General features: G+C 71.8%; 22 protein-coding genes. 12 read left to right on the top strand and 10 right to left on the bottom strand.

Going from position 1 to position 24,878, the window contains the following annotated elements; genetic code table 11:
- Window positions 1–124: 124 nt before the first annotated feature.
- Window positions 125–2,254: a hypothetical protein gene (locus ACIQOU_RS26560; protein WP_401539810.1), complete on the bottom strand. Its 2,130-nt coding sequence runs from the start codon at window positions 2,252–2,254 to the stop codon at window positions 125–127.
- 407 nt (window positions 2,255–2,661) lie between these two features.
- Window positions 2,662–3,189: a hypothetical protein gene (locus ACIQOU_RS26555; protein ID WP_401539807.1), complete on the bottom strand. Its 528-nt coding sequence runs from the start codon at window positions 3,187–3,189 to the stop codon at window positions 2,662–2,664.
- Window positions 3,190–3,613: 424 nt separating this feature from the next.
- Between ACIQOU_RS26555 and ACIQOU_RS26550 the strand changes: the two genes are divergently transcribed.
- The 7 genes from ACIQOU_RS26550 to ACIQOU_RS26520 all read left to right on the top strand — a co-directional run bounded on the left by ACIQOU_RS26550 (window position 3,614) and on the right by ACIQOU_RS26520 (window position 9,342).
- Window positions 3,614–4,681 (top strand): Rieske 2Fe-2S domain-containing protein, encoded by a 1,068-nt coding sequence (locus ACIQOU_RS26550; RefSeq protein ID WP_401539804.1) that lies wholly within the window; start codon window positions 3,614–3,616, stop codon window positions 4,679–4,681.
- The gene (locus ACIQOU_RS26545; RefSeq protein ID WP_401539801.1) at window positions 4,678–4,911 is read left to right on the top strand and encodes a hypothetical protein; all 234 of its coding nucleotides are present in this window, start codon (window positions 4,678–4,680) and stop codon (window positions 4,909–4,911) included. Before ACIQOU_RS26550 ends, ACIQOU_RS26545 begins: the two co-directional genes overlap by 4 nt.
- Complete coding sequence (locus ACIQOU_RS26540) at window positions 4,908–5,843, top strand: PDR/VanB family oxidoreductase (RefSeq protein WP_401539799.1); 936 nt, start codon at window positions 4,908–4,910, stop codon at window positions 5,841–5,843. Before ACIQOU_RS26545 ends, ACIQOU_RS26540 begins: the two co-directional genes overlap by 4 nt.
- A 148-nt stretch (window positions 5,844–5,991) precedes the next feature.
- Window positions 5,992–6,948, top strand: coding sequence for an ABC transporter substrate-binding protein (locus ACIQOU_RS26535; RefSeq protein ID WP_401539796.1), 957 nt, complete (start codon window positions 5,992–5,994; stop codon window positions 6,946–6,948).
- Window positions 6,945–7,718 (top strand): ABC transporter permease, encoded by a 774-nt coding sequence (locus tag ACIQOU_RS26530; protein WP_401539793.1) that lies wholly within the window; start codon window positions 6,945–6,947, stop codon window positions 7,716–7,718. The genes ACIQOU_RS26535 and ACIQOU_RS26530 overlap by 4 nt, the downstream gene beginning before the upstream one ends.
- Window positions 7,715–8,503: an ABC transporter permease gene (locus ACIQOU_RS26525; RefSeq protein WP_401539791.1), complete on the top strand. Its 789-nt coding sequence runs from the start codon at window positions 7,715–7,717 to the stop codon at window positions 8,501–8,503. Before ACIQOU_RS26530 ends, ACIQOU_RS26525 begins: the two co-directional genes overlap by 4 nt.
- 26 nt (window positions 8,504–8,529) lie before the next feature.
- Window positions 8,530–9,342 carry an ABC transporter ATP-binding protein gene (locus ACIQOU_RS26520; protein ID WP_401539789.1) on the top strand — a complete coding sequence of 271 codons (813 nt, stop codon included), beginning with the start codon at window positions 8,530–8,532 and terminating at the stop codon, window positions 9,340–9,342.
- A 16-nt stretch (window positions 9,343–9,358) separates the two neighbouring features.
- Here ACIQOU_RS26520 and ACIQOU_RS26515 read toward each other — a convergent pair whose 3' ends face one another.
- Complete coding sequence (locus ACIQOU_RS26515; RefSeq protein ID WP_401539786.1) at window positions 9,359–10,024, bottom strand: hypothetical protein; 666 nt, start codon at window positions 10,022–10,024, stop codon at window positions 9,359–9,361.
- A 223-nt stretch (window positions 10,025–10,247) separates the two neighbouring features.
- Here ACIQOU_RS26515 and ACIQOU_RS26510 point away from each other — a divergent pair, with 223 nt between their 5' ends.
- Together ACIQOU_RS26510 and ACIQOU_RS26505 are read left to right on the top strand one after the other, a co-directional pair.
- Complete coding sequence (locus ACIQOU_RS26510) at window positions 10,248–10,898, top strand: helix-turn-helix domain-containing protein (RefSeq protein WP_401539783.1); 651 nt, start codon at window positions 10,248–10,250, stop codon at window positions 10,896–10,898.
- Between the two features lie 32 nt (window positions 10,899–10,930).
- Entirely contained in the window at window positions 10,931–11,470 is a 540-nt protein-coding gene (locus tag ACIQOU_RS26505) for a toxin-antitoxin system, toxin component (RefSeq protein WP_401540511.1), read from the top strand.
- Between the two features lie 17 nt (window positions 11,471–11,487).
- Here the strand turns inward: ACIQOU_RS26505 and ACIQOU_RS26500 are convergent, their stop codons facing one another.
- Window positions 11,488–12,507: an alpha/beta fold hydrolase gene (locus ACIQOU_RS26500; RefSeq protein ID WP_401539781.1), complete on the bottom strand. Its 1,020-nt coding sequence runs from the start codon at window positions 12,505–12,507 to the stop codon at window positions 11,488–11,490.
- A 276-nt stretch (window positions 12,508–12,783) separates the two neighbouring features.
- On the opposite strand from ACIQOU_RS26500, the gene ACIQOU_RS26495 reads away from it, so the two are divergent.
- Window positions 12,784–13,011 (top strand): hypothetical protein, encoded by a 228-nt coding sequence (locus tag ACIQOU_RS26495; RefSeq protein ID WP_401539778.1) that lies wholly within the window; start codon window positions 12,784–12,786, stop codon window positions 13,009–13,011.
- A gap of 182 nt (window positions 13,012–13,193) precedes the next feature.
- Here ACIQOU_RS26495 and ACIQOU_RS26490 read toward each other — a convergent pair whose 3' ends face one another.
- Window positions 13,194–13,874 carry a 4'-phosphopantetheinyl transferase gene (locus ACIQOU_RS26490; RefSeq protein WP_401539776.1) on the bottom strand — a complete coding sequence of 227 codons (681 nt, stop codon included), beginning with the start codon at window positions 13,872–13,874 and terminating at the stop codon, window positions 13,194–13,196.
- A complete protein-coding gene (locus tag ACIQOU_RS26485; protein ID WP_401539773.1) occupies window positions 13,871–14,731 on the bottom strand; it encodes a metallophosphoesterase family protein in 861 nt (286 codons plus the stop codon). Before ACIQOU_RS26485 ends, ACIQOU_RS26490 begins: the two co-directional genes overlap by 4 nt.
- 335 nt (window positions 14,732–15,066) lie before the next feature.
- Between ACIQOU_RS26485 and ACIQOU_RS26480 the strand changes: the two genes are divergently transcribed.
- Entirely contained in the window at window positions 15,067–16,206 is a 1,140-nt protein-coding gene (locus tag ACIQOU_RS26480) for an ATP-grasp domain-containing protein (protein ID WP_401539770.1), read from the top strand.
- Between the two features lie 232 nt (window positions 16,207–16,438).
- Entirely contained in the window at window positions 16,439–18,121 is a 1,683-nt protein-coding gene (locus ACIQOU_RS26475) for a carbohydrate binding domain-containing protein (protein ID WP_401539768.1), read from the top strand.
- Between the two features lie 81 nt (window positions 18,122–18,202).
- Here ACIQOU_RS26475 and ACIQOU_RS26470 read toward each other — a convergent pair whose 3' ends face one another.
- From ACIQOU_RS26470 to ACIQOU_RS26455, 4 genes are all read right to left on the bottom strand, one after another.
- Window positions 18,203–19,453 carry an alpha-L-fucosidase gene (locus ACIQOU_RS26470; RefSeq protein WP_401539766.1) on the bottom strand — a complete coding sequence of 417 codons (1,251 nt, stop codon included), beginning with the start codon at window positions 19,451–19,453 and terminating at the stop codon, window positions 18,203–18,205.
- 4 nt (window positions 19,454–19,457) lie between these two features.
- A complete protein-coding gene (locus ACIQOU_RS26465) occupies window positions 19,458–22,511 on the bottom strand; it encodes an alpha-mannosidase (protein ID WP_401539763.1) in 3,054 nt (1,017 codons plus the stop codon).
- A gap of 145 nt (window positions 22,512–22,656) precedes the next feature.
- Window positions 22,657–23,994, bottom strand: a complete 1,338-nt coding sequence (locus tag ACIQOU_RS26460; RefSeq protein WP_401539761.1) for a 6-phospho-beta-glucosidase — start codon at window positions 23,992–23,994, stop codon at window positions 22,657–22,659.
- A complete protein-coding gene (locus ACIQOU_RS26455; RefSeq protein ID WP_401540508.1) occupies window positions 23,991–24,755 on the bottom strand; it encodes a DeoR/GlpR family DNA-binding transcription regulator in 765 nt (254 codons plus the stop codon). Before ACIQOU_RS26455 ends, ACIQOU_RS26460 begins: the two co-directional genes overlap by 4 nt.
- Between the last annotated feature and the right edge of the window lie 123 nt (window positions 24,756–24,878).

Raw genomic sequence — 24,878 nt, 5'->3', positions numbered from 1 at the left:
TGGTGGTGCCGGTCCCGGCCGCCGGGTGGGCGGCCGGGACCGAGGATCGTGGCGCGCCGGACGGCACCGGCCCTGACCGGTGCCGGGTGCGGGGCGCGCCGCGATCCCTGGTGTGGAGCCGGGCTCAGTGGTCCGCGGTGGCCGGGACCTGTGCGCGCACGCCGGCGGGGACCCGGGTGTGCGGGGCGGGCGTGGTGACCGTGGCGTGGGTGTCGGTCGGCGCCAGGGTCGTGGCCTGCGGGGTGGCGGGCACCGTGAAGGTGAGCGGGGTCCCGGTGGAGGGGGTCCAGCCGGAGACGGCGCCCGCGTAGGCGGTGCCGAACGCGGCGCTGCCCTGGGTGGTGCCGGTGGGCAGGGTGGCCGTCACCTGGACGCCGGTGGGGGCCGAGACGGTGACCTTGTCGCCGACGCGGTAGGCGGTGACCTGTCCGGCGTTCAGGGCGCTCTTCCAGTCGGCGCGGCGCTTCAGCTCGGTGCCGATGTCCTTCATCCGCAGGTTGACGACGGGGGTGTCGTCCGCGAACAGCGCCTGGTAGCCGCCCAGTACCCCGTCGAGGACCGGGTAGGCGATGCGCTCCTCGGCCAGGTTCGACTGGTGGATGAAGTGCGGCTTCGGGTCGTTGGACAGCACGTGTCCGAGGGCGATCCGGGTCTCCAGCGGGACGATCTTGTCGGCGTAGCCGGTGGCGGTGTCCAGCGGTGCGGCGAGGCAGCTGGTGGTCGCCGGGTTCTCCTCGCAGATGCCGCTGCCGCCCTGGGCGCGGCTGGTGTAGATCCAGTTGTACTCGTCGACCTGTTCGGCCGCCTTGCCCGCGTTGTAGAAGACGTTCATCGGGTAGCGGGGCACGGTGGTGGCCTGGCCGACCGCGCGCTGGTCGGGCTCGCGGGAGTTGTCGGAGCCGATCCACTTGATGCCGGTGTCGGCGAGGGCGGGCGCGAGGTTGGGGTTGTCGACGGGCTGTTGCGGCAGGACGCGCATCCCGGAGTGCTCGCCGGTGACCAACTCGTCGGTCTCCTGCGGGAGTCCGGCGAACTGGCCCCAGACGCGGTTGGTGGCGATCTCGTCCGCGATCTCGTTGCGGCTGATCCACTGGGTGGAGCCGTCGGCGTTGGTCGCGCACTTCCACGGGACGACGGCGGTGTCCTGCACGCAGCCGAGGAAGGAGTGCGTGTAGGTGTGGTTGACCCAGCGGAACTTGGCGCGGTCCGCGATGAGTCTGTCGGCGAGGAGGTCGACGCCGTTGTTCTCCTCGCGCTGGTCGACGCTGCCGACGGCGTTGTACGCGAAGTCGAAGGTGAACTTCTTGTCCTGCTCCCAGGCGACGGCGTGGTCCACGTCGGCGGGGGTCATCCGGATCGGGTCCGGGGTGGCGTTCGGGTCGGTGCAGTCGACGTCGCCTGGCGTGCAGTTCAGCTGGCTGTTCCAGCGGTCGTCGGCGGCGAGCACGTCGTCCACGTGGACGGCGAAGTAGTTGCGGGAGGCGCCGAGATGGACGCCGCCGGTCATCCACTCGACGATGCCGCGCGCGAGCAGCCGGAACTGCTGCTGGTACTGGTTGTAGACGAAGGTGACGACCAGTTCGCGGCGGCCGTCGTGCCGGTACTCGCCGACCAGGGAGCCCTTCGTCGCGGTCCCGGGGATGGTGGCCTCGACCAGGGGGGTGAAGTCGGCGCCGGGCGCGGGCTGCGAGAGGTAGGCGTAACTCTCGTTCACCGCCGGGTCGTTGTCCTCGAAGGGGACGGCGCCGTCGAGGTAGCCGAAGGCGCCGGCCCGGCCCGCGGTGGTGACGGCGGCCTGGGTGCCGTCGATGCTGCCGGAGTAGCCGCCGCTGGTCGGGACCTGGAGGCCGGCCTGCGGGCGGGCGTAGGTGTAGGCGTCGACCTGGGGGATCTCGTAGGTCTGCTCGTACGCGGCGAGCGCCGCCATCTCGGGCGAACCGTCCGCGAACGGGTTGTCGTTGGGCAGCACGACCGCCTGGAACTTGGCGCGCGGGACGCCGCCGACGGTGTCCGCGAGGAACCCGGCGTCGATCACCTGCCGCCCGGCCTGTGTCAGGTCGATCTCGGTGAACGGCGTTCCTGCGGCGGTGAGTTCGGCGGCTATCGCGTCGGTCGACGGGCCGCCGTCGCTCACCACCAGGACCCGCAGGTCGACTCTGGCGTCGGTGTCGGCGTGGGCCGTGCCGGCCGGCAGGCCCAGCGTGGCTATCAGCGCGCCCACCGTGAACGCCGTGGTGCGTATGGTCCGCTTCATGCGGTGAAGTCCCCTCCCCGGGCAGGGGTGAGTACGGCTCCGTGGAGCGGACGCACCCCCTTGCGCGACGCCGGGTCCCCCTCAGAAGCCGGTCGTCGACACATCTGTCGCGTCACATTGTGGTGCCTGTGTGTAGCTTTCATGGTCATGTCGCGAAACATGACGGAAAAGAGCAGGTGTCCAACAGGGCACTGAGGGAACCCCGTTGGGCGTTTACCCGTCCGCGGTCCGGACCGTCCCACGATGTCCCGGAGCCCGAGAACCCTTGATTTCAGGCCTTCACGGCATTCCGGCGAGCCCAGGGGGCCCGCCGGTCAGAGCATCGCAGGAGCGGATCGGGACGGCCGCCGGGGCACAGATCATTTCCGGTCAACCGCCGTACGACGCCCGCTCTTTGGCGCGATCCGTCAGGCGCAGAGGACGCGCGTGTCGGGGGTGTACACCGGGCCGCCGCTGAGGCTGGTGGTGTCGCTGAACTCGGCGTAGAAGTACGAGTAGAAGCCGATGTTGCCGTTGCAGCCGGAGTCGGCGGCGACGGAGAGCGTCAGGGTGACCGTGCGGCTCTGACCGGGCGGGATGGTGGCGCCGTAGTTGCCGCCGAGGTTGGCGGGACCGGTGCCGGAACACGGGGCGGCACCCTCGGCCGTGGCCAGGGTGCAGCCGGTGAAGCTGTACTTGAGGTCGGGGCGCTGGGTGGTCAGATAGGTCGGGTCGATCGACTGGTACACGAACCAGACGTCGTAGGTGTGGTTGTTGGTGATCGTCATCGACAGATTCACCGAACCGCCGGGCGTGGTGGTGGTGTTGTCGGTCGCGAAGGTCAGCTCGGCCGGGGCTGCCTGGACCGCGGTCGCGGTCGGGGCCAGGCCGAACAGGGCCAGCGCGAGGGCGAGGACGGAAGCGAGGCCGAGGCGTCTCATCAGTGGTGATCTCATGGCCCGGAGGCTAGGCACCGCCCCGCGACGACGTCTCCCCTCCGTAACGCGCCCACGACGCCACGTGACCAAAAGTGCGCACTCCGTGAAGGTCGTGCAATGAATCCATGAAGTCCCTCATGGGCCGCCATATCCGCACGTGGCCGGGGTGGCGCACACCGGCCGGTCCGGCCTGATGACGCCGGTCGCCCGCAGGCCGCCGACAGTTGATATTGGCGTGTTCCCGCTCCCCCGGTCCACTCTCCCGCCGTTCGGCTTCCCGGAGTTTCTCGGCCAACCGCGGCTTTCCGGCCGCCCGCCCGCGCCTTCCGGCCGCGTCCACCGCCCGGCGCCGCTCGGCCTTCCGTCGGGCGGAAGGCCGGTTGCGTGCCTGTGAGGCCCGTCACGAGCATGGCGCCACGACCCAGAGACGGGAGCCGCAACGATGCCGCACATGACCGCGTTCGCCAGGAACCAGTGGTACGTCGCCGCCTACAGCCACGAGGTGGGACGCGAGGAGCTGCTCGGGCGGACGGTGCTCGGCGAGCCCCTGGTGCTCTACCGGACCACGGCCGAGGGCACCCCCGTCGTCCTCAACGACCGCTGTGTGCACCGGCGTTACCCGCTCTCCGAGAGCCGGCTCGACGGGGACCGGATCGTGTGCGGGTACCACGGGTTCACCTACGACACCACCGGCACCTGTGTGTATGTGCCGGGCCAGAAACGGGTGCCGCGCACCGCCCGGGTGGCGTCCTATCCGGTGGTCGAGCAGGACTCGCTGGTCTGGGTCTGGATCGGCGACCCGGCCTCGGCCGACCCGGCCACCGTTCCGCGCGCCCGGCATCTCGACGCCCCCGGCTGGATCACCGTGCGCGGCCTGGAGCCGATCGACGCCGACTACGGGCTCCTCGTCGACAACCTCCTCGACCTCTCGCACGAGACCTATCTGCACGGCGGCTACATCGGCACCCCCGAGGTCGCCGAGACGCCGATCAGCACGGAGGTCGACGAGGGCGCCGGGATCGTGCGGGTGAGCCGGCACATGGACGACGCCGAGTGCCCGCCGTTCTACGCCCGTTCGACCGGGATCGAGGGCCGGATCACCCGGTGGCAGGACATCGAGTACCACGCCCCGTGCCTGTATCTGCTGCACAGCCGGATCGCGCCGGTGGGCGTGGAGCCGGAGCCGGACGGCAGTGATCCGCACGGATTCCACACCGAGATCACGTACGCGATCACGCCCGGCGCCGACGGTCAGGTGCACGACTTCTGGATGGTCTCGCGGGACTGGGCGACGGACGACGAGGAGGTCACCGAGTTCATGCGGAGCAACAACCACACGGTGGTCATGCAGGACGTCGTGGCGCTCAACCTCCTTCAGCGCACGCTGGGTTCCGAGCGGGCGGGGTATCAGGAGCTGAGCATCAACCTCGACACCGGGGGCCTGGCCGCCCGCCGGATTCTGGCCCGGCTGGTGGAGGAGGGCGACAAGCCGGTGGAGAGGGCGCTGTGACCAGGTCGTCGACCGGTGAGGTCTACCGCGTCGACTGGCTGCCGGGCACCGATGTGCTGCACGGCATCTGTCACTGCGGCGCCCGGCACACCGACCAGGACCCGGTCCGGATGTGGGAGTGGATGCTCGCCCACCCCGAGGGCCACACCCCGCCCGGCGGCCGGACACCGCCCGGCGGCCGCCCGCTCCCCGGCGACGCCCCCGACACCGTGCGAGAACAGGAACGATGACCGTGTACGAAGGTGAACTCGTCGTCAAGGCACTGGAGTTCGCGGCGGACGACGTGCTGGTGCTCACCCTGCGCCACCCGCTCGACGACACCCTCCCGGACTGGGAGCCGGGCGCCCACATCGACGTCCTGCTCGGCCCCGGACTGGAACGCCAGTACTCGCTGTGCGGCGACCCGACCGACCGGACCCAGTGGCGGGTCGCCGTCCTGCGGGAGGCGGCCGGACGCGGTGGATCGGCTTATGTGCACGGGCAGTTGGGGCCCGGCGACAAGGTGCGGGTGCGCGGGCCGCGCAACCACTTCCGGCTGGAGCCCGCGCCCGCCTACCGGTTCGTGGCCGGCGGGATCGGCATCACCCCGATCCTGCCGATGCTCGCGGCGGCGCAGGCGTCGGGCGCCGCGTGGACGCTGCTGTACGGCGGGCGGACACGCCGATCGATGGCGTTCACAGGGGAGTTGGGGCGCTACGGGGAGCGGGTGACCGTGGCGCCGCAGGACGAGTGCGGGCTCCTCGACCTCGCCTCGGCCCTGGACGACCTGCCGGCCGGCGCGCTCGTCTACTGCTGCGGTCCCGGGCCGCTGCTGGACGCCGTCGAGGAGCGGTGCCCGCAGGGGCGGCTGCGCGTGGAACGGTTCCGGCCGAAGGACCGGCCGGGCGGTGAGAACGGCGCGTTCGAGGTGGAGTTGGCGCGCAGTGGCCGTTCGGTCGCGGTCGCGCCGGAGGTGTCGGTGCTCGACGCGGTGCGGGCCGCCGGGGTCGAGGTGCTGTTCTCCTGCACCGAGGGGACCTGCGGCACCTGCGAGACCGACGTCCTGGACGGCGAGCCCGACCACCGTGACTCGGTGCTCACGGACGAGGAACGGGCGAGCGGCGAGACGATGATGATCTGTGTCTCCCGCTGCCGGGGAGGGCGGCTGGTGCTGGACCTGTGACCGGGCGGGCGGCCCCGGCGGGCGTCGGGCAGCGGGCCCGGGCCGGGGCGGCGGCCTTCTTCCCGTCGGCCGACTCCGCGCACTACCCTGCGGCTTGCGCACGACCTGCCGGAACTCCGCCGCACCGCCCGCTGCCCAGGGGGACCCTTTGCGCCGTCCGCTCGCCGCTCTCGCCGCCGGTGTCCTCCTGTTCGCCGCGTCGGCCTGCGGCTCCTCGGAGGGGTCCGGCGACGCGTCCTCCGGCCTCACCACCGTCAAGGTGGGCGTCATCCCCATCGTCGACGTCGCGCCGCTCTACCTCGGCCAGCACAAGGGCTTCTTCGAGGCGCGCGGCCTGAAGCTGTCGATGATGCTCGCGCAGGGCGGCGCGGCGATCGTGCCGGGGGTGACGAGCGGTCAGTTCCCGTTCGGCTTCAGCAATGTCACCTCGCTGCTGGTCGCCCGCTCCCGGGGTGTCCCGGTACGGGCCGTCGCCCATGGCATCGCGTCAACCGGCGTGCCGGGCAAGGATTTCAGCGGGCTCCTGGTGAAGAAGGGCAGCGCCCTCACCTCGCCCAAGGAGCTGGAGGGCCGCAAGGTCGCCGTCAACGCGCTGAAGAACATCAACGAGACGGCGGTCCGCGAGTCGGTCCGCAAGGACGGCGGCGATCCGGACCGGGTGCGCTTCGTGGAGCTGGCCTTCGACCAGATGCCGGCCGCGCTCGGCCAGGGGCAGATCGACGCGGCCCAGGTCGTCGAACCGGCGCTGTCCACCATCAAGGCCCAGGGCGGCGTGGAGATCGCCGACCCGCTGGTCGACGTGGCCCCGAAGCTGACCGTCGCGATGTACTTCACGTCGGAGCGGTACGCGGCCCAACACCCGGACATCGTCAGGGAGTTCCAGGCGGCCACCGCCGAGTCCCTCGCCTACGCCGACGCCCACCCGGCCGAGGTCCGCCAGATCATCGGCACCTACACCAAGGTCCCGGCAGCCGTCCTCGACCGGGTGACGCTGCCGAAGTGGCCGGCTCACGCGAACCGGGCCTCGATCGAGGCACTCGCCCGACTCAGCGTGCGGGACGGCCTGTTCACGACGTCCCCGGATCTCGACAAGCTGCTCCCGTGAGGGGCGGGAACACGCTGCTCGGCGCGGCCGGGCTCGCCGCCTTCCTCGCGCTCGGCGAGGCGGTGCCCCGGCTCGGCCTGGTCGAGGAGGCCTATGCCCCGCCGACCAGCCGCATCGCCGCCGCCCTCGGCGCCGAACTCACCGACCCCGCCTTCTGGTCGGCGCTGGGCGACACCCTCACCGGGTGGGCGCTCGGCCTGGCCCTCGCGGTGGCCGCCGGGGTCTGTGCCGGCGTGCTCCTGGGCGTCGTCCCGTGTCTGCGCGAGGTGACGGCGTCGACGATCGAGTTCCTGCGCCCGATCCCGTCGGTCGCGCTGATCCCCCTCGCCGTGCTGCTCTACGGCACCGCACTCCCCTCCGTGCTGCTGCTGGTGGTCTACGCCGCCTTCTGGCAGGTCCTCCTCCAGACCCTGCACGGCGTCCAGGACGTCGACCCGGTGGCCGAGGAGACGGCCCGCGCCTACCGGCTCTCCACCTGGGCGCGGGTACGGCATCTGCTCTGGCCGACCGCGCTGCCGTACGTGATGACCGGCGTCCGGCTGGCCGCGTCGGTGGCGCTGATCCTCGCCGTCACCGCCGAACTCGTCATCGGGGCACCGGGGTTGGGGCAGCGGATCGCGGTGGCGCAGGCGTCGCAGGCGGTGCCGGAGATGTACGCGCTCATCGTGGTCACGGGGCTGCTGGGGCTGGTCGTCAACGTCGGGGCGCGGGCGGTGGAGCGGCGGGCGCTGGCCTGGCATCCGTCGGTGCGTGCGGAGGTGCCCGCGTGAGGCGGGCGGTGCGGCGCGTGGCGCGGCGGGTGGTGCTGGCCGGCGCGCTGCCGTTGGCGCTGGTCACGGTGTGGTGGCTGGCGTCGGCCGGGAGCACCGACCCGTTCCGGCCGCCGTTGCGGACGATCCTGCGGGCGTTTGTCGAGGTGTGGACCGGCGAGCGGCTGCGCACCGACGTCGTCCCGAGCCTGCTGCGGCTGCTCGCGGGGTACGCGCTGGCGGCGGTGGCCGGGGTGGCGGTGGGCACGGTCGTGGGGCGGTACCGGCGGGTGCGGGCGGTGTGCGAGCCGGTCCTCGAATTCCTGCGGGCGGTGCCGCCACCGGTGCTGGTCCCGGTCATCATGCTGTTCGCGGGGATCGGCGACGCGATGAAGGTCACGGTGATCGCCGCCGGGTGCGTGTGGCCGGTGCTGCTCAACACCGTGGAGGGGGTGCGCGGTATCGATCCGGTGCTGCTGGAGACCGCCCGTTCGTACGGGGTGACGGGACCGGCGCGGCTGCGGCATCTGGTGCTGCGGGCGGCGAGTCCGCAGATCGTCGCGGGGCTGCGGCAGGCGCTGCCGGTCGGGATCATCCTGATGGTCATCAGCGAGATGTTCGCGGCGAGCGACGGCATCGGGTTCACCGTCGTGCAGTTCCAACGGGGCTTCGCGATACCGCAGATGTGGACCGGCATCCTCGTCCTGGGGCTGCTCGGTCTCGCGCTGTCCGTCCTGTTCCGGATGGTCGAACGCCGGGTGCTCGGCTGGTACCACGGCCTGCGCGCGGCCACCCGGCGGCCGTGAACGACGCTCGGGGAAGGGCGGATTCCATGCTTGACGTACACGATCTGCACAAGGTCTACGCGGGGTCGGGGCGGCGGGTGGCGGCGCTGGGCGGCCTCACCTTCTCGGTCGCGGCCGGTGAACTGGTCTGCCTGGTCGGCCCGTCGGGCTGCGGCAAGACGACCCTGCTGAAGTGTCTCGCCGGGCTGCTCACCCCGACCGGCGGTGACGTCCGCCTGGACGGACGGAGGGTGACCGGTCCGACGCCGGGGACCGCGCTGGTCCTCCAGGAGTACGGGCGCAGTCTGTTCCCGTGGCTGCGGGTCGCCGAGAACGTCGAACTGCCGTTGCGGCACAAGGACATGGGCAGGCGTCGACGTAGGGATCTGGTGGCCGACGCGCTCGCGTCCGTCGGGCTCACGGACGCGGCCGGGGCGTACCCGTGGCAGCTGTCCGGGGGCATGCAGCAGCGGGTGGCGATCGCGCGGGCGCTGGCCTACGAGCCCCGGGTGCTGCTGATGGACGAGCCGTTCGCGGCGGTCGACGCGCAGACCCGGGCCGAACTGGAGGACCTGGTGCGGGGGTTGTGGCGGGAGCGCGGGATGACGGTGCTGTTCGTCACGCACGACATCGACGAGGCCGTCTACCTCGGCCAGCGGGTCGTCGTCCTGTCGGCGTCACCGACCGTGGTGCGGGAGGAGCTGACCGTGGACCTGCCGGACGCCCGCGACCAGGTGGGCACCCGGGCCGCCCCGCGCTTCGCGGAGCTGCGCACCCAGGTGTACGAGCAGATCCAGGCGGCGAGACGCGGCGCGGCCGGCCTCGGAAGGGATACTGACCAGGCGCCGTCGACGACCTGAACGCCGACGGTGCCCGTCAGGACTCGGGGGCGGAGACCACCCGCAGATGGCTGGCGCCGTGCCGCCGCACGGGCCGGTTCCTGGTCCGGGGACGCCGGGACTCGCGCAGCACCAGCGTCAGCCGCGTGTACCCCAACTCGCCTAGCGTGCGCGGGGTTTCGTCCACCACGCGGCACTCGGTGGCGCCCCAGCGCGGATCGGGGTGCAGCACGGGCCGCACGGCGCCGTCGTGGGCGACCGCCCGCTCACCGACCGAGCTGATCCAGTGCGGCAGGCCCTGCCGGTAGGCGGCCTCCATGATGGGGTCCTGGGCGATGTCCCGGCGGACCGCCTGGAGGACATGGTCCTGGGCGTGCCGTTCCGCGGCCGCGGCGAACTGCGCGAGCGTCGGCAGGAACCAGCTCGACTCGTGCTGCCCGAGGACGGTGTCCGCGTCCGGGTGGAACAGCACGAAGCGCAGCAGGTTGTCGCCTGGCATCGCGGTCGGATGCGGCCCCACCTCGCGGAACAGGGACGCGAAGGCCGAGTTGGACAGCACCACGTCCCACCGGTGGTCGAGCACGACCGACGGGAAGTGAACCGCCTCCATCAACGTCGCGTAGTCCTGCAAGTACGCCTGGGCCTCAAGACTCTCGGGAACGGGCCGCGGTGCCCGCTGCTGACTGCCTGCCTGGTACGCCATCGGGAGGTCACCCCTCTTGCCTCTGCGGCCTTCTCGCGGCGCCTTGATCCTCCTGCCCTGACTCTTGTTGTGTCAACTATCGTGGCATTCCCAGCTGGTTGACGGCTGAAATTGGTCACAATCGTGGCGAGACCTGGATGTGAGTTCGAACCAACAGGTAGTCTCCGTCAGGTTCACCGCGAAGGCTTGTGAGAGGCCTGTGAGAAAAGTAGGAGATCTTTCGGTGACGGATGGCATCGAGGCTCCGGGCACCACGGCGAGCGCGGCCCTGCCGGCCGTCGTCACTCGCGTCTCCGCGCTCGTCGACCGGCTCGGCGTGCCGCCCGCGGAGGTCTTCCACTCCGGGCGGCTGTCCCGCGCCTCCGGCGTCCCCGAGGCGGTCGTCAGGGACCTGCTCAGCGGCCGCCCCGCGGGCGAACGGGACGTCCAGGCCCGGTTCCTGCAACGGCTCGGCCTGCTGCGCCGGACGCGGCTGAAGCCCAACGGGCGCAAGTACACCCAGCAGGAGATAGCCGACGGCGCGGGCATGTCCCGGCAGCAGGCCGGGGCGCTCATCAACGGCGACCGGCGCCCCACCATGGAGCACTGTGACGCCCTCCAGCGCTTCTTCCGGGTGCACGCGGGGTTCCTGACAGCCGAGGACCCGGAGGCGCTCTCCGGGGCGCTCCAGGCCACCGAGCAGGAGCTGCTCCAGAAGCTCGCCGAGCGGGAGGCCGCGGCGGCCCTCGACGACCCGCTGGAGCGGCTGCTCCAGGACCACGGGGTGCGTGGCATCGCCTGGCGTGCCGCGCAACTCCCCACCGACCAGCACCGCGACAAGGTCGCCGAGTGGCTGGACATGCTCCTGGAGAGCGTCAAGCGGCCCGAGTCGTGATGCGGGGGAAAACTGTGGGCATCGGCAAGGACATGCGTCGGCTGTGCGGCGAGCTGGTCGCGGAGCTGAACCTCCCGGCGCCCGCGCCCCCGGCGGACCTGTACGGCGCGCTGTGCGCGGCGATGAGCAAGCGGCGCGGCCGTCCGGTGCAGTACCGGATGTCGCCGTTCCCGCCGGGCACGGCGAGCGGACTGTGGCTCGACATGTCCGACCGCGACCTCGTGGTGATCGAGGAACGCACCGCGCCCGACCACCAGTTGGTGATCCTCGGCCACGAGCTGTGGCACATGAGCGCCGGGCACTGCGGTGACGACATCGCGGGCGCGAAGGTCGCCGCCCGGTTACTGACCGACGACGGCGACGAGGCGGCCTTACGGGACACGGTCCGACGGGTCGCCGCCCGCAGTCGTTTCCATCTGATCGACGAGCAGGAGGCCGAGACGTTCGGACTGCTGCTGGCCAGCAAGTGTCGTAGCAGACTGGCCGGTTCGTCGCTGCGCGGTCCGGTGCAGCGCGACCATCTCGCGGGACGCATCGAGGCGTCCCTGGGCTATCTGGGCCCCCAGGGCTGAGCCGAACGGCGGCCCTCTCAGGTCGCGCTGCGTTCGCCGGCCCTCCTCAACTCCCGCTCCCCCACGGTGTCGTGGGCGTCGGCGTCAGGGCGCCCTGCCCGCAGCAGCTCGCGCCAGTGCTCGCGGCTCCAGTCGGCGGTCGGCGTGACGGCGGTGAACTCCTCGACCAGGGACACGAATCGGTCCGGGTCGGCGTGGAACGGGAAGTGCCCGGCGCCCTCGAAGATCTCCAGTCGGCTGCCCGGCATCGCCTCGTGCGCCCGGTGGGCGTGCCGCACCGGCACCACGCTGTCCCGCTCGCCCCACACCAGCAGGGTCGGCATGCCCTGGGTGAGATAGCAGCGGTCGAGCATCGTCACGACCTGTCCGCGCCAGTCGACGACCGCACGCAGGGTGCGCACGAAGGCGTTGCGCGAGGTCTCGTCGGGCAACGCGTCGACGAGGGTGAGGAGTTCGGTGGCGTCCTGCCCGAGGTCGGTGTCCAGGAGCCTCATCAGCCGTACGGCCAGGCCGACATGGAGCCGCATGCCGGGCACCCGCAGCGCCGACAGCATCAACGGGGCGCCGGGCAACGACACCAGCCGCAGCACCGGCGTCACCTCGCGGCCGACGCCGCCCGCGCTGACCAGGATGAGCCGTTCGGTGCGTTCCGGGAACTGGTAGGCGAACTGCATGGCCACGCCGCCGCCCAGCGAGTGGCCCACCAGGGTGGCGGACTCGATGCCGAGGGCGGTGAGCAGATCGCGCACGCCGTTGGCGTAGGCGGCCACCGAGTAGTCGGCGCGGGGTTTGTCGGAGGCGCCGTGGCCGAGCAGGTCGGGGGCGATCACGGTGTGGGTGCGGGCGAGGCGGGGGATGAGGTCGGCCCAGGTGGCGGAGGAGTCGCCGATGCCGTGGATGAGCACCAGGGCGGGGCCCGTGCCGGCCATCCGGTAGGCACGCCGGTAGCCGTGCACCGTGCGGTGGCGCAGCACCGGGGTGGTGTCAGACACCGGGGTGGTGTCAGGCACCGGGCGCCCGTTCGGGACGTCGACCATGTGCTCGCCTCGCGTTCCGGGGCCGCCGGGTCCATGTCGTCGCGGACCCGTTCAGGGCCGTTCCGGATCGTGCGAGGGCGCGGCCGCCTGGCCCTCTTCCCAGCGTAGGGGGGCTTTCCTCCGGGGGATTTCGGCCAGGTTTCGCCTCCGCTAAGCGGGCGAACCCGGGTGCGGTCGGGACCGATTGTCAGTGCCGGACGGCAAGCTGGAGGTGCGCCCGCGCTCCCGGAGGCGGGGCGGGTGAGAGACGACGCCGACGACGGGGAGAGCCGATCGATGCACACCGCCGTACTGACCGACCGCGAGCGCGCCGCCGTCCAGGCCTATCTGCGGCTGCTGCACACCGTGAGAGCCGCCTTCGACGCCCCGTCGGACCCCGGCCGCCCGCCGCTGGTCCCGCCGGCCGTCCTCGCCGAGGCGGAACAGGCCCTGGCGGAAGCGGGCCTGACGGGCCATGAGGAGAAGTTCTTCACACTCCTGACCACCTGGCACACGTCCCCCTGACAGAACCCGGCCCACACCCGACCCCGCCTGCCACCGGGGACGGCCTGCCGCCGGGTCCGTGGCCCCCGTTGGGCCGACGACCGGGGCGCGGGGCGCGGCCGCCCCGGCCCTAGGCAGGGCCGGGGACCCTCGCCACGTCTGCCGAGTCGGGCTGCCCGCGCTCTCCTGGTGTGCGGTCCGGTCTAGGGGTGGGGGACGGAGACTGCCGTTGCGACGATGCCCTGGTGGACGGTCCAGCGGCCGTCGAAGTGGGTGAGGGTGTGGCCGTCGACCACCGGGCCGGGGACGAGGAGTTCGGCGCGGAAGCCGCCCCGGGTGGGCTCGCCGGGGTCGGTGACGAGGTCGATGTCGGCCTCGGAGAAGTCCAGCCACCGCCGGGTCAGCGGGAACCACGCCTTGTAGACGGACTCCTTGGCGCTGAACAGCAGCCGGTCGGCGTGCAGGTCGGGCAGGTGCTCGGCCAGCCGCCGCAGCCTGGCCGCCTCGGACGGCAGGGCCACCGAGTCCAGGACGCCGTCCGGGAGCGGCCCGTGGGGTTCGGCGTCGATGCCGAGGGAGGCGAGGTCGGCGGTGCGCACCAGCGCGGCGGCGCAGTAGCCGTCGCAGTGGGTCATGGAACCGGAAAGGCCCGGCGGCCAGCCGGGGGCGCCGCGTTCGCCGGGCAGCACGGGGTGCGGGGGCACGCCGAGTTTCTCCATGGCGCGGCGGGCGCAGGCGCGGGCGAGGGCGAACTCACGGCGTCGTTTGGGCACCGCCCGTGCGATCAGCTCGGCCTCCTCGGGGTACAGCGGCGCGGGCTCGGTGCCGTCGTCGCCGTGCACCTCCACGGCCACCACCTCGTCCGGCAGCAGCTCCTCGATCACGCGTCCCCGACCTCCTTCGGCAGAATCCGGCGCGGCACTCCGGGGGGCCCGGACCGCTTGCGCCACTCACGGGGGTATCCGACGGACACCTCTTCGAAGCGGACGCCCTCGTGGACGGTGGTCCGCGGGATGTGCAGATGGCCGTAGACCATCGCCTCGACGCGGAACCTGCGGTGCCAGTCGGCGGTCAGTTCGGTGCCGCACCACATGGCGAACTCGGGGTACCACAGGACCTCGGTGGGGTGCCGGTCCAGCGGATAGTGGTTGACGAGGACCGTCGGCAGGTCGGCGGGGAGCGCGGCGAGTCGGCGCTCGGTCTCCGCGACCCGGGCCCGGCACCAGGCCTCACGGCTCGAGTAGGGGTCGGGGTGCAGCAGGAACTCGTCGTTGCAGACGACGCCGGTGCCGTGCGCGTACTCCAGGCCCTGGTCCTTGGTGGCGCTGCCTTCGGGCAGGAAGGAGTAGTCGTAGAGCAGGAACAGCGGCGCGACGACGACGGGGCCGCCGGGGCCGTTCCAGATCGGGTAGGGGTCCTCGGGGGTGAGGACGCCCAGTTCCCGGCAGAGGCCGACGAGGTGCTCGTAGCGGGCGACGCCGCGCAGCGTGACCGGGTCCTTGGGGTGGGTCCACAGCTCGTGGTTGCCGGGTGCCCACACGACCTGCCGGAAGCGCCCGGCGAGGGTCTTCAGCGCCCAGCGGATGTCCTCCGTGGTCTCGGAGACGTCACCGGCGACGAGCAGCCAGTCGTCGTCGGAGCCGGGCCGCATCGCCTCGACCAGCGCGCGGTTCTCGGCGTAGCCGATGTGCAGGTCGCTGATGGCCAGCAGCTGTCCGGCGCCCTCGGCCGTCGACGTCACCCTGCGCCACCTCCCGTATCACCCCGCGCCCGCGCGCGTTCTCGATGTTGACCAAGAGAACACATGGCGGGCCTCCCGGACAAGGCCGGCCCGGACGTGCGGCAGGCGCCGCCGCACGGGGGCGGGGCGGGCCGGGCGGGGTCGTGGGGGCGGCCCGGCGTGGTCGGGAAATCCGTAACACGGGCGTTGCACGGGGCCCCTCGCCGAGGCCGTATGATCGCCCCAACACCACCGCCACAACGTCCCCTCGCACGGGCCTGTTTGGCGACCCTCCCTACTTCTTGCCCGGGCACGGGCTGCTTCGCCCTGCCCGCGAACCCGAAAGGTGGCCCTGCATGGTCTCTCGCGTACGCGTCTGGCTCAACCGCACGTACGCGGAGAACGTGTTCTTCATGGATCAGCTGCGGCGAAATCCCAGCGATCGCGCGGTCGAGATCCACGCCACGCACGGGGACGCGGACTCTCCCGTCCTGGCCGCCGCCGACACCGCGGAGCTGGAGCCGGAGGGGCTGTCGCCCGCCGGGTACGTCGAGTTCGCGCTCGACCAGTGCGCGCGGCGCTCCATCGACGTGTTCGTGCCCCGGCTGCACCAGTCGGCGGTCGTGGCGCACCGCGCGGAGTTCGAGGCGATCGGGACCGCGCTGCTGGCGCCGCCGCCGGAGGCCGTGGCCGTCTTCCACGACAAGGTCATCGCGTACGAGGCGGTCCAGGCGATCGGCGTGCCGGTGCCGCCGTGGTGGCGGGTGCGGACGGCGGCCGAACTGGTCGCCGCCGTCGAGGCGTTGGAGGCCGACGGCCACAAGGCGTGCTTCAAGCCGGCGTCCGGCGCGGGCGGGGTCGGCTTCCGGGTGATCACCCGGTCCCCCTTCTCGATGGCGCAGCTGGGCGGCTTCCCGAGCCCCTATGTGCCGCTCGACCTGGTCGTGGGCGCGCTGGAGCGGGCGGCCGAGCCCGTCGACTGGTTGGTCATGCCGCGCCTGGCGGAGCCGGAGGTCTCGGTGGACTGCCTCACCGGCCCCGACAACCGGATCAGGCTGGCCGTGGGCCGCACCAAGAACGGCCGGCGGCGCGGGTTCACGCTGCACGAGCAGTGGCTCGATCCGGCCCGGCGGATCGCCGAGGGCTTCGGGCTGCACTACCTGTCCAACATCCAGTTCCGTATGTTCGGCGACCAGCCGGTTCTGATGGACGTCAACACCCGGCCGGCCGGCGGGCTGCACCAGCTGTCGCTGTGCGGCGTCAACGCCCCTTGGGCGGCTGTGCAGTTGGCGCTGGGTGAGGACCCGGGCGAGATGGCGCCGCCGTTCCTCGGCCAGGACTACAGCGTGGTGTCGGGCCCGCGTCCGCTGCGCCCGGTGACCCTGCCGCAGCAGCAGCGCGTCGAGGAGCCCGAGCCCGAGCCGATGCGCCCGCCCGTCCAGGCCGCGCCCGTCGAACAGCCTCTGGACGCGACCGCCCAGGCGCTGCGCCTCTAGGACCTGCCCGGCCGATTCGGCCCACCCTGCCCCACCGGTATGGACCAATCTCCGTCAAGTACCTTGACAGCGAGATTGGTCCATACCATTTTTGGTTGCGCACCCCGCCCCACCGCACCCCGCCCCACCGCACCGCATCCGCGTACCTCGCCGCACCACCCGCACCCGTGCCCCGGTACGCCCCGCACCCTTCGTGCACTCCCGGACACCCCCATTCCTTCAGGGAGATCGCGTGCGCAACCCCCTTCGGCGGTACCGACACCGCCTCCTCGCCCTGCTGGGCACCGTCGCTCTCGCGCTCGGCGGTGCCGTCGCCCTGCCCGGCACCGCTCAGGCGGCCAACGTCCTCACCAACCCCGGCTTCGAGTCCGGCGGTCTCTCCCCATGGAGCTGCTCCGGCAACCTCGGCTCGATCGTCTCCTCCCCCGCGCACGGCGGCTCCAAGGCCCTTGCGGGGGCGGCCAGTTCGAGCGACACGGCACAGTGCGCCCAGACCGTCGCCGTCCAGCCGAACACCACCTACCACCTCAGCGGCTGGGTGCGCGGCTCCTACGTCTACCTCGGCGTCGACGGCGGCCCCTCCACCTGGACCAACTCGCCTTCCACGTATGCCCAGTTGAACGTCGACTTCACCACCGGCGCCACCCAGACCAGCGCGCGCGTCTCCGTGCACGGCTGGTACGCGCAGGGCACCTACTACGCCGACGACATCACCCTGGACGGCCCCGGCGGCGGGGGCGGTGACACGCAGGCGCCGACCGTGCCGACCGGCCTCACCTCGACCGGCAGGACCTCCTCCAGCGTCTCCCTGAAGTGGAACGCGGCGACGGACGACGTCGGCGTCACCGCCTACGACATCTCCGGCGGCGCCGGTCACCTCCTCAGCGTCTCCGGCACCAGCGCCACCGTCGGCGGCCTCTCGCCCGGCACCGCCTACACGTTCACCGTCAGGGCGCGGGACGCGGCGGGCAACACCTCCGGCGCCTCCGCCTCCGTGAGCGTCACGACGGACGCGGGCAACGGCACCGACCCGGGCTTCACACAGGCCGCCCCCTACCTGTTCGAGGGCTGGGGCGACCCGCCGGACCCGACGACGGTGATGAACGCGACCGGCGTCACGTGGTTCACGATGGCGTTCGTGCTGGACTCCGGCGGCTGCACCCCGGCCTGGGACGGCAACCGCCCGCTGACCGGCGGCGTCGACCAGACCGCCATCAACCAGATCCGGGCCGCCGGGGGCGACATCGTCCCGTCGTTCGGCGGCTGGCAGGGCAGCAAGCTCGGCGCCACCTGCTCCTCGGCGAGCGCGCTGGCCGGGGCCTTGCAGAAGGTGATCGACGCCTACGGCCTGAAGGCGATCGACATGGACATCGAGAACACCGACGAGTTCGAGAACGAGGCCGTGCAGGCGAAGATCCTCACCGCCCTGAAGACCGTCAAGGCCAACAACCCCGGTCTGAGGACGATCGTCACGTTCGGCACCACGACGACCGGTCCGACCTCCTACGGCAACCGGCTGATCGAGCAGGCGCAGTCGCTCGGCGCGAACATCGACGTCTTCACGATCATGCCGTTCGACTTCGGCGGCGGCGCCGACATGTACGCCAGCACCGTGAGCGCGACGGAGGGCCTCAAGGCCAAGCTGAAGTCGACGTTCGGGTGGGACGACGCGACCGCCTACGCGCACATCGGCATCTCCGGCATGAACGGCCTCTCCGACCAGCAGGAGAACACCACCCCGGCGCAGTGGACGTCGATCCGGGACTGGGCCAACAGCCACCACCTGGCGAGGCTTTCCTTCTGGGCCGTCAACCGGGACCGGCCCTGCCCGGGCGGGGGTGTGGTGAGCAACTGCTCCGGCATCAGTCAGAACACCTGGCAGTTCACCTCGATCACGGCCGGCTTCACCGGCTGAACCGGCACGGCACGGCAGTGGGGCCCTCCGGCTTGCGGAAGGGCCCCACTGTGCAATCCACAGACGGTAGTTGACGTACCGTCAGAATCTGCCGGACCCCCGGTACAGCTCCAGCTCGCCGTCCAGTTCGACGGCGAGGACGGTGGCGTACGGGTCGAGGTCGGCGGCGGCCGGCGGGTCGATCCACAGGACGCCGACGGCGTCGTGCAGTCCGCCGACGACCCGGTGAGCGAGTTCGGTGCCGGTGCCCAGGACGCTCACCCGGCGGACCGGGGCGGCAAGTCCCCGGACGCCGATCTCGGCGCGCGGGGCGTCGAAGAGCGTCAGATAGAGCGTGCGCCGGTCGGCCGAGAGGGTGCTCGGCCCGTAGTGGTGCCCGGCGGGCAGGCCCCGGCCCGTCCCGTACACCGCCGCCTCGTGCCGGCGAATCCACTCCCCCAGCCCCTCAAGGCGCTCGACCTGCGGCTGCGGGATGGTGCCGTCCTCCATCGGGCCGACGTCGAGCAGCAGATTGCCGCCCCCGCCGATGGTCTCGGTGAAGTAGCGGATCAGCTGGGCGAGCGACTTGTGACGGTCGTCGTCGTGCTGGTAGCCCCACGAGTCGTTGATCGTCAGGCACAGCTCCCACGGGCCGTCCGGCGCCACGATGGGGGCGCCCTGCTCGGGCGTCGCGTAGTCGCCCTCGCTGAGCATCCGCGCGTTGAAGACGACGTCCGGCACGAACGAGCGGATCAGCGCGGCGAGTTCGGGAATCCGCCACTGCTCCTCGCTGCGGTCCCACTCGCCGTCGAACCACATCAGGTCCGGCCGGTAGCGGGACGCCAACTCCCGTAGCTGGCCGTCCCGGTAGGCCAGGAACCGGCCCCACGCCACCAGGTCCTCGTCCTCGGCCGCGCACTCCGAGTAGGGGTTGTCCGCCAGCTCCGGCGGGCGTCCCGGCTTGCGGGTGGTGGCGTAGTCAGGGTGGTTCCAGTCGGAGTGCGAGTAGTAGAAGCCGACCTTGAGGTCCTTCTCGCGCAACGCCTGGGCGTACCCGGCCAGATAGTCGTGGCCGAGGTTCAGGTCACCGTACGCGGTGTCCCACAGGGCCACGCCGTCATGGTGCCGTGAGGTCAGGACGGCGTAGCGGGCGCCCGCCCGGGCGAACAGGTCCGCCCAGGCGCGCGGGTCGTAGCGGGCCCCGGTGAACCGGTCCAGCTGGGACATGTACCGGTCGTGCGGTACGACGCCGTCGTAGAACGACCAGGACTCCGGGACGCCGTCGACGGCGTAGATGCCCCAGTGGACGAAGATCCCCAACTTGGCGTCGGTGAACCACGGTTGCATGGGCAAGGGGTCAGCTCCCCGCGCCGCGCCGCAGGCGCAGGGTCAGCACCTGGAACGGCCGCAGCTCCACCGGGACGCCGGTGCGCGCGTCGAACTCGGCGGGTTCCAGGGGCCGTTCGAGGAGGTCGGTGATCTCGGCGCCGGCCAGCGGGAAGCCGGTGCGCAGCACGCCCCGGGCCCGGCCGCCGCCCGACTCGTAGAGGCGGACGACGACATCGCCGGACGCGTCGTCGGCGAGCTTGACCGCCTCGACGGTGACGCCCTCGCCGTCCACGGAGACGACCGGCTGGGGTGCGCCCGCCGCGTCGGCCACGCGCAGCGGCAGGTTGAGGGCGTACCCCTCGGCGACCGCGTCCTCGATGCCGGCGCCCGGCAGCAGGGAGTAGGTGAAGCGGTGGCGGCCCTGGTCGGCGCCGGGGTCCGGGATGCGTGGGGCGCGGACCAGGCTGAGGTGGACGGAGGTGGTGGTGCCGCCGTCCTCCCGGACCGTGCGGGTGACGTCGTGGCCGTACGTCGAGTCGTTGATGACGGCGACGCCGTAGCCGGGCTCGGCGAGGTGCACCCAGCGGTGCCCGGAGACCTCGAACCGGGCCGCTTCCCAGCTGGTGTTGGTGTGGGTGGCCCGCTGGACGTGGCCGTAGGCGATCTCGGCGGAGGAGTGCGGGGCGCGGATGTCGACGGGGAACCCGGCCTTGAGGAACTTCTCGGCCTCGTGCCAGTCGATGTCGGTCTCGAAGTCGATACGGGGGCTGCCCGCGCGGACGGTGATCGTCTGCGTGAGGGTGGAGCCCTGTCCGAAGGAGCGGGTGACCTTGATCGAGCCGAGCAGCGGGTCGGTGTCGACGACGGTGACGGAGTCGGCGTCCAGGAGGTCGGTGTAGCGGTTCTTGTAGTGCTTGTCGACGTCCCAGGCGTCCCAGTAGTTGGGCAGGTCGGTGTGCAGGCGCAGCAGGTTGCCCGTTCCGGCGAGGACCTCGCGGCCGGCGCGCAGGTCGCGCACCGAGGTGAGGGTGCCGTCCTCGGCGACCTCGACCCGCACCAGGCCGTTGTCCAGGACGCGGCCCGTCACCGTCACCGGCTCGTCGGGCCGGGCGTCCTCCAGCGGGGCGCTGCCGTTCGCCGGTACCTCGACGTAGACGGGGTCGCCGCCGGGGCCGCGGACCACCTCGGCCCGGTCGAAGGGGCTGGTGTTGAACACCCGGGTCCCGCCGCCGCCCAGGGCCGCGACGGCCTCGGCGGTCAGCGCCTCCAACTCCTCGGCGACGCGGGCGTATTCGGCCTCGGCCTCGCGGTGCACCCAGGCGATCGAGGAGCCCGGCAGGATGTCGTGGAACTGGTGCAGCAGGACCGTCTTCCAGAGCCGGTCGAGGTGCTCGTGCGGGTAGCTGTAGCCGGGCGCGTGCAGGGCGGCCGTCGTCGCCCACAACTCGGCCTCGCGCAGCTTGTGTTCGCTGCGCCGGTTGCCCTGCTTGGTGCGGGCCTGCGAGGTGTAGGTGGCGCGGTGCAGTTCGAGGTACAGCTCGCCGACCCAGACGGGGGCGTCCTCGTACTCGGCGCGGGCCTTGGCGAAGAACGCGTCGGGGTGCTCGACCTCGACCTTCGGGGAGCCCTCCAGGTCCTTGAGCCGGCGGGCGCGTTCCATGATCTCGCGGGTGGGGCCGCCGCCGCCGTCGCCCCAGCCGAAGGGGGCGAGGGAGCGGGTGGCGGCGCCCTTCTCCTGGTAGTTGCGGACCGCGCGGGACATCTCCGCGCCGCTGAAGCGGGCGTTGTAGGTGTCGACGGGCGGGAAGTGCGTGAAGATGCGGGTGCCGTCGATGCCCTCCCACCAGAAGGTGTGGTGGGGGAACTTGTTGGTCTGGTTCCAGGAGATCTTCTGGGTGAGGAACCAGTCGTTGCCCGCCAGCTTGGCGAGCTGCGGGTAGGCCGCGTTGTAGCCGAAGGAGTCGGGCAGCCAGACGCCCTTGGTCTCGATGCCGAAGTGCTCGATGAAGAAGCGCTTGCCGTGGATGAACTGGCGGGCGACCGCCTCGCCGCCGGGGAGGTTGCCGTCGGCCTCCACCCACATGCCGCCGACCGGCGCCCACTGGCCCTTCTTCACGGACTCCTGGATGCGGGCCCAGACCTTGGGGTAGTTGTCGCGCACCCACTCGTACTGCTGGGCCTGCGAGCAGGCGAAGATGAACTCGTCGTACTCCTCGGCCAGCGAGGTGGCGTTGGAGAAGGTGCGGGACGTCTTGCGCTTGGTCTCGCGGATCGGCCAGAGCCAGGCGGAGTCGATGTGCGCGTGGCCGACGCCGGAGATGACGTGGGCGCTGGCGTGCGCGGGCTTGGCCAGCACGGGGGCGAGCGCCTCGCGGACGGCGGCGGCGGACCCGGCGATGTCGTCGAGGTCGAGCAGGTCCATCGCGCGGTCGAGGGCGTGCGCGATCTCGTGCCGGCGCGGGTCGTGCTCGCCCAGCTCCACCATCAGCTCGCGCAGCACCTCGATGTCGAGGTCGAGGTGCCAGACGTTCTCGTCGAGGACGGCGATGTCGGCGCGCTTGAAGGTGTAGATCGGCTGGTCGCCCGCGGTGAGGACGTCGCCGAGCAGGGTCGTCTTCGAGAAGTTGTCCGCGAGGATGTCCGGGTTGGAGGCGGCCTCGACGAGGTAGTCGATCTGCTCGCCGCCGGTCGCCGGGTCGGCGATCCTGACGTACTGGTTGAGCGGGTTGACGGCCTTGAGCGGGGTGCCGTCGGTGAGGTGGACCAGGGCCTCGGCCTGGTTGCCCGGCCAGTCCCCGACGAAGCCGAGGTCGATGACGGCCTCGACGCGTCGGCCGGCGAACTCGGCGGGCACCACGCCGCGCATCCGGAACCAGGTGGTCCCCCACGGCGGGCCCCAGGGGGTGCCCATCGCGAAGGGCTCGTAGGGGGCGGCGGCGGCCTCGTCGAAGGAGACCGGCTCCCCGGGTGCCTGCCAGGCCGTCACCTCGAAGGGGACGGTGGCGGCGTAGATCGCGGGCTTGATGCGCTGGTTCTGGAGGCGCTCTACGCGCTCTTCGATCCGGCGGCGTTCGTCGTGCATGGAAAGTCTCCAGGAAGAACAGGGCGAGGCAGAGATCGGCGGCAGGAGCGAGGAGGAGGACGGCGCGCCCCGACGGTGCGCCCCGACGGCACACCGGGAGGGCACACCGGGAGGGAAAGCGCTTTCCCTCCTCCTCGCCGGGAGCTTACTTCAGGTAGTCGAGGCCGGGGTGGACGGCGGTGTAGCCGTCCACCAGACGCCGGGCCACGGTGACCGAGTCGACCAGCGGGTGCAGCGCGAAGGCCTTGACGGCGCTGGTCCGGGAGGACGACTCGGCGGCGGCGAGCACCTCGCGCTCGACGCCCTTGACCGCGCAGACCAGGCCGGTGGCGTGGTCGGGCAGCGGGGCCACGGTGACCGGGTGGGCGCCGTTGGCGTCGACCAGGCAGGGGACCTCGATGACGGCGTCCTGGTCCAGGGCGGCGAGGGTGCCTTGGTTGCGGACGTTGAGGATGAGGGTGGTGCGCTCGTCGCGGGCGATGGCCCGCATCAGGGCGAGGGCCACCTTCTCGTAGCCGCCGGAGAGGTCGTCGGCGTCGCGTTCACCGGCGCCCGCGCTCTCCCGGTTCTCCGCCATGTAGGTCGCCTCGCGCTCGGCGCGGGTGCGGTCCCAGGCGGCCAGGGCGGCGGCCGAGGGGTCGCGCATCTCCTGGTAGAAGTGCGCCTGCTGGTCACGGAGGAACGCGCCGCGGGTCTTGTCGGCCTGCTGGTAGGCGCGGACGGTCTCGCGGTTGAAGTAGTAGTAGTGCAGGTACTCGTTGGGGATCGCGCCCAGCGACTGGAGCCAGTCGACGCCGAAGAGCTTGCCCTCCTCGAAGGAGCCGAGCAGTTCGGGGTCGGCGAGCAGGCGGGGCAGTTCGTCCCGGCCCGCGATCTTCAGGCCGCGCACCCAGCCGAGGTGGTTGAGACCGACGTAGTCGATCCACGCCTCGTTGGGATTGCCGCCGAGCACCCGGGCGATCCGGCGGCCGAGGCCGACCGGCGAGTCACAGATGCCGATGACCCGGTCGCCGAGGTGGCGGGACATGGCCTCGGTGACCAGACCGGCCGGGTTGGTGAAGTTGATGACCCACGCGTCCGGCGCGACCTTGGCCACCCGGCGGGCGATGTCGACGGCGACCGGCACGGTGCGCAGCCCGTAGGCGATGCCGCCCGCGCCCACCGTCTCCTGGCCGAGGACATCCTCGGCCAGGGCCACCCGCTCGTCGTTGGCCCGGCCCTCAAGTCCGCCGACCCGGATCGCCGAGAAGACGAAGTCGGCTCCGCGCAGCGCCTCGTCGAGATCGGTGGTGGCGCTCACCTCGGGGGCGTCGGGCAGCCCGGCGGCCTGTTCGGCGAGCACCCGGGTCACCGCGGACAGGCGCCCGGCGTCGAGGTCGTGGAGGACCACATGGGTCACCCTGCCCTCGCCGCGGTCGCCCAGGAGCGCCCCGTACACGAGCGGTACCCGGAATCCTCCGCCGCCTAGAATCGTCAGCTTCACGCCTTCACCCTTCCTGTGACGGCCACTTCGACGCCCGCCTCCTCCAGTGAGGAGCGGGTCGCCGCGTCGACCGGCACGTTCGTCACCACCACGTCCAGGTCCTCCGGACCACAGACCTTCGCCATCCCGGTTCCCGGGAACTTCGCCTGGTCGGCGAGGAGAACGACCCTGTCCCCCGCCTTGATCATGGCGCGCTTGACCGGCACCTCGACGACGGTCGTGTCCATCACCTCGCCGCCCGGGCGCACCCCGCTGGTCCCGAGGAAGAGCCAGTCGGCGTGCAGCTGGCGCAGGTTGTCCTCGGTGAGGAACCCGACCAGCGAGCGGTACTCGCGCCGCAGCATGCCGCCGAGGAGCACCAGTTCGATGCCCTCGTCGTCGGCCAGCTCCTCGTAGACCACCAGGTTGCTGGTGATCACCGTGAGCCGGCGGCCGTGCAGCTGCCGGGCGAGCCGGTAGGCGGTGGTGCCGATGTCGAGCAGCACCGACTGTCCGTCCTGGACCAGGGCGGCGGCATGCTCGGCTATGGCGTCCTTCTCGGCCACCCGCATCTCGGCGACCTCGGCGAACGGCTGGTCGCCGTCCTCCGCGACGGCGCCCCCGTGCACGCGGGTGAGCAGGCCGTCCTCCTCCAGCTTGACCAGGTCTCTTCTGATCGTGGCGGGGCTCACACCCAACTGTTCGGAGAGATCGGTCACGGCCGCGGGGCCTCCGGAGCGCAGGGCCCGCAGGATGAGTTGATGTCGTCGTTCTGCCAGCACGGCGTGAACACTACTCGTCATCTTCAATCATTTCCATGCTCGGTTCTGATCGACTATTGACCAATCTCGCCCAAGGGCGCACGATTCCGTGCATCGAATTTGAACAGTTCTGACGAGAGGACG

This window comes from Streptomyces sp. NPDC091279, assembly GCF_044757465.1.
GTDB lineage: Bacteria > Actinomycetota > Actinomycetes > Streptomycetales > Streptomycetaceae > Streptomyces.
This window is presented reverse-complemented; position numbering and strand designations above follow the sequence as displayed.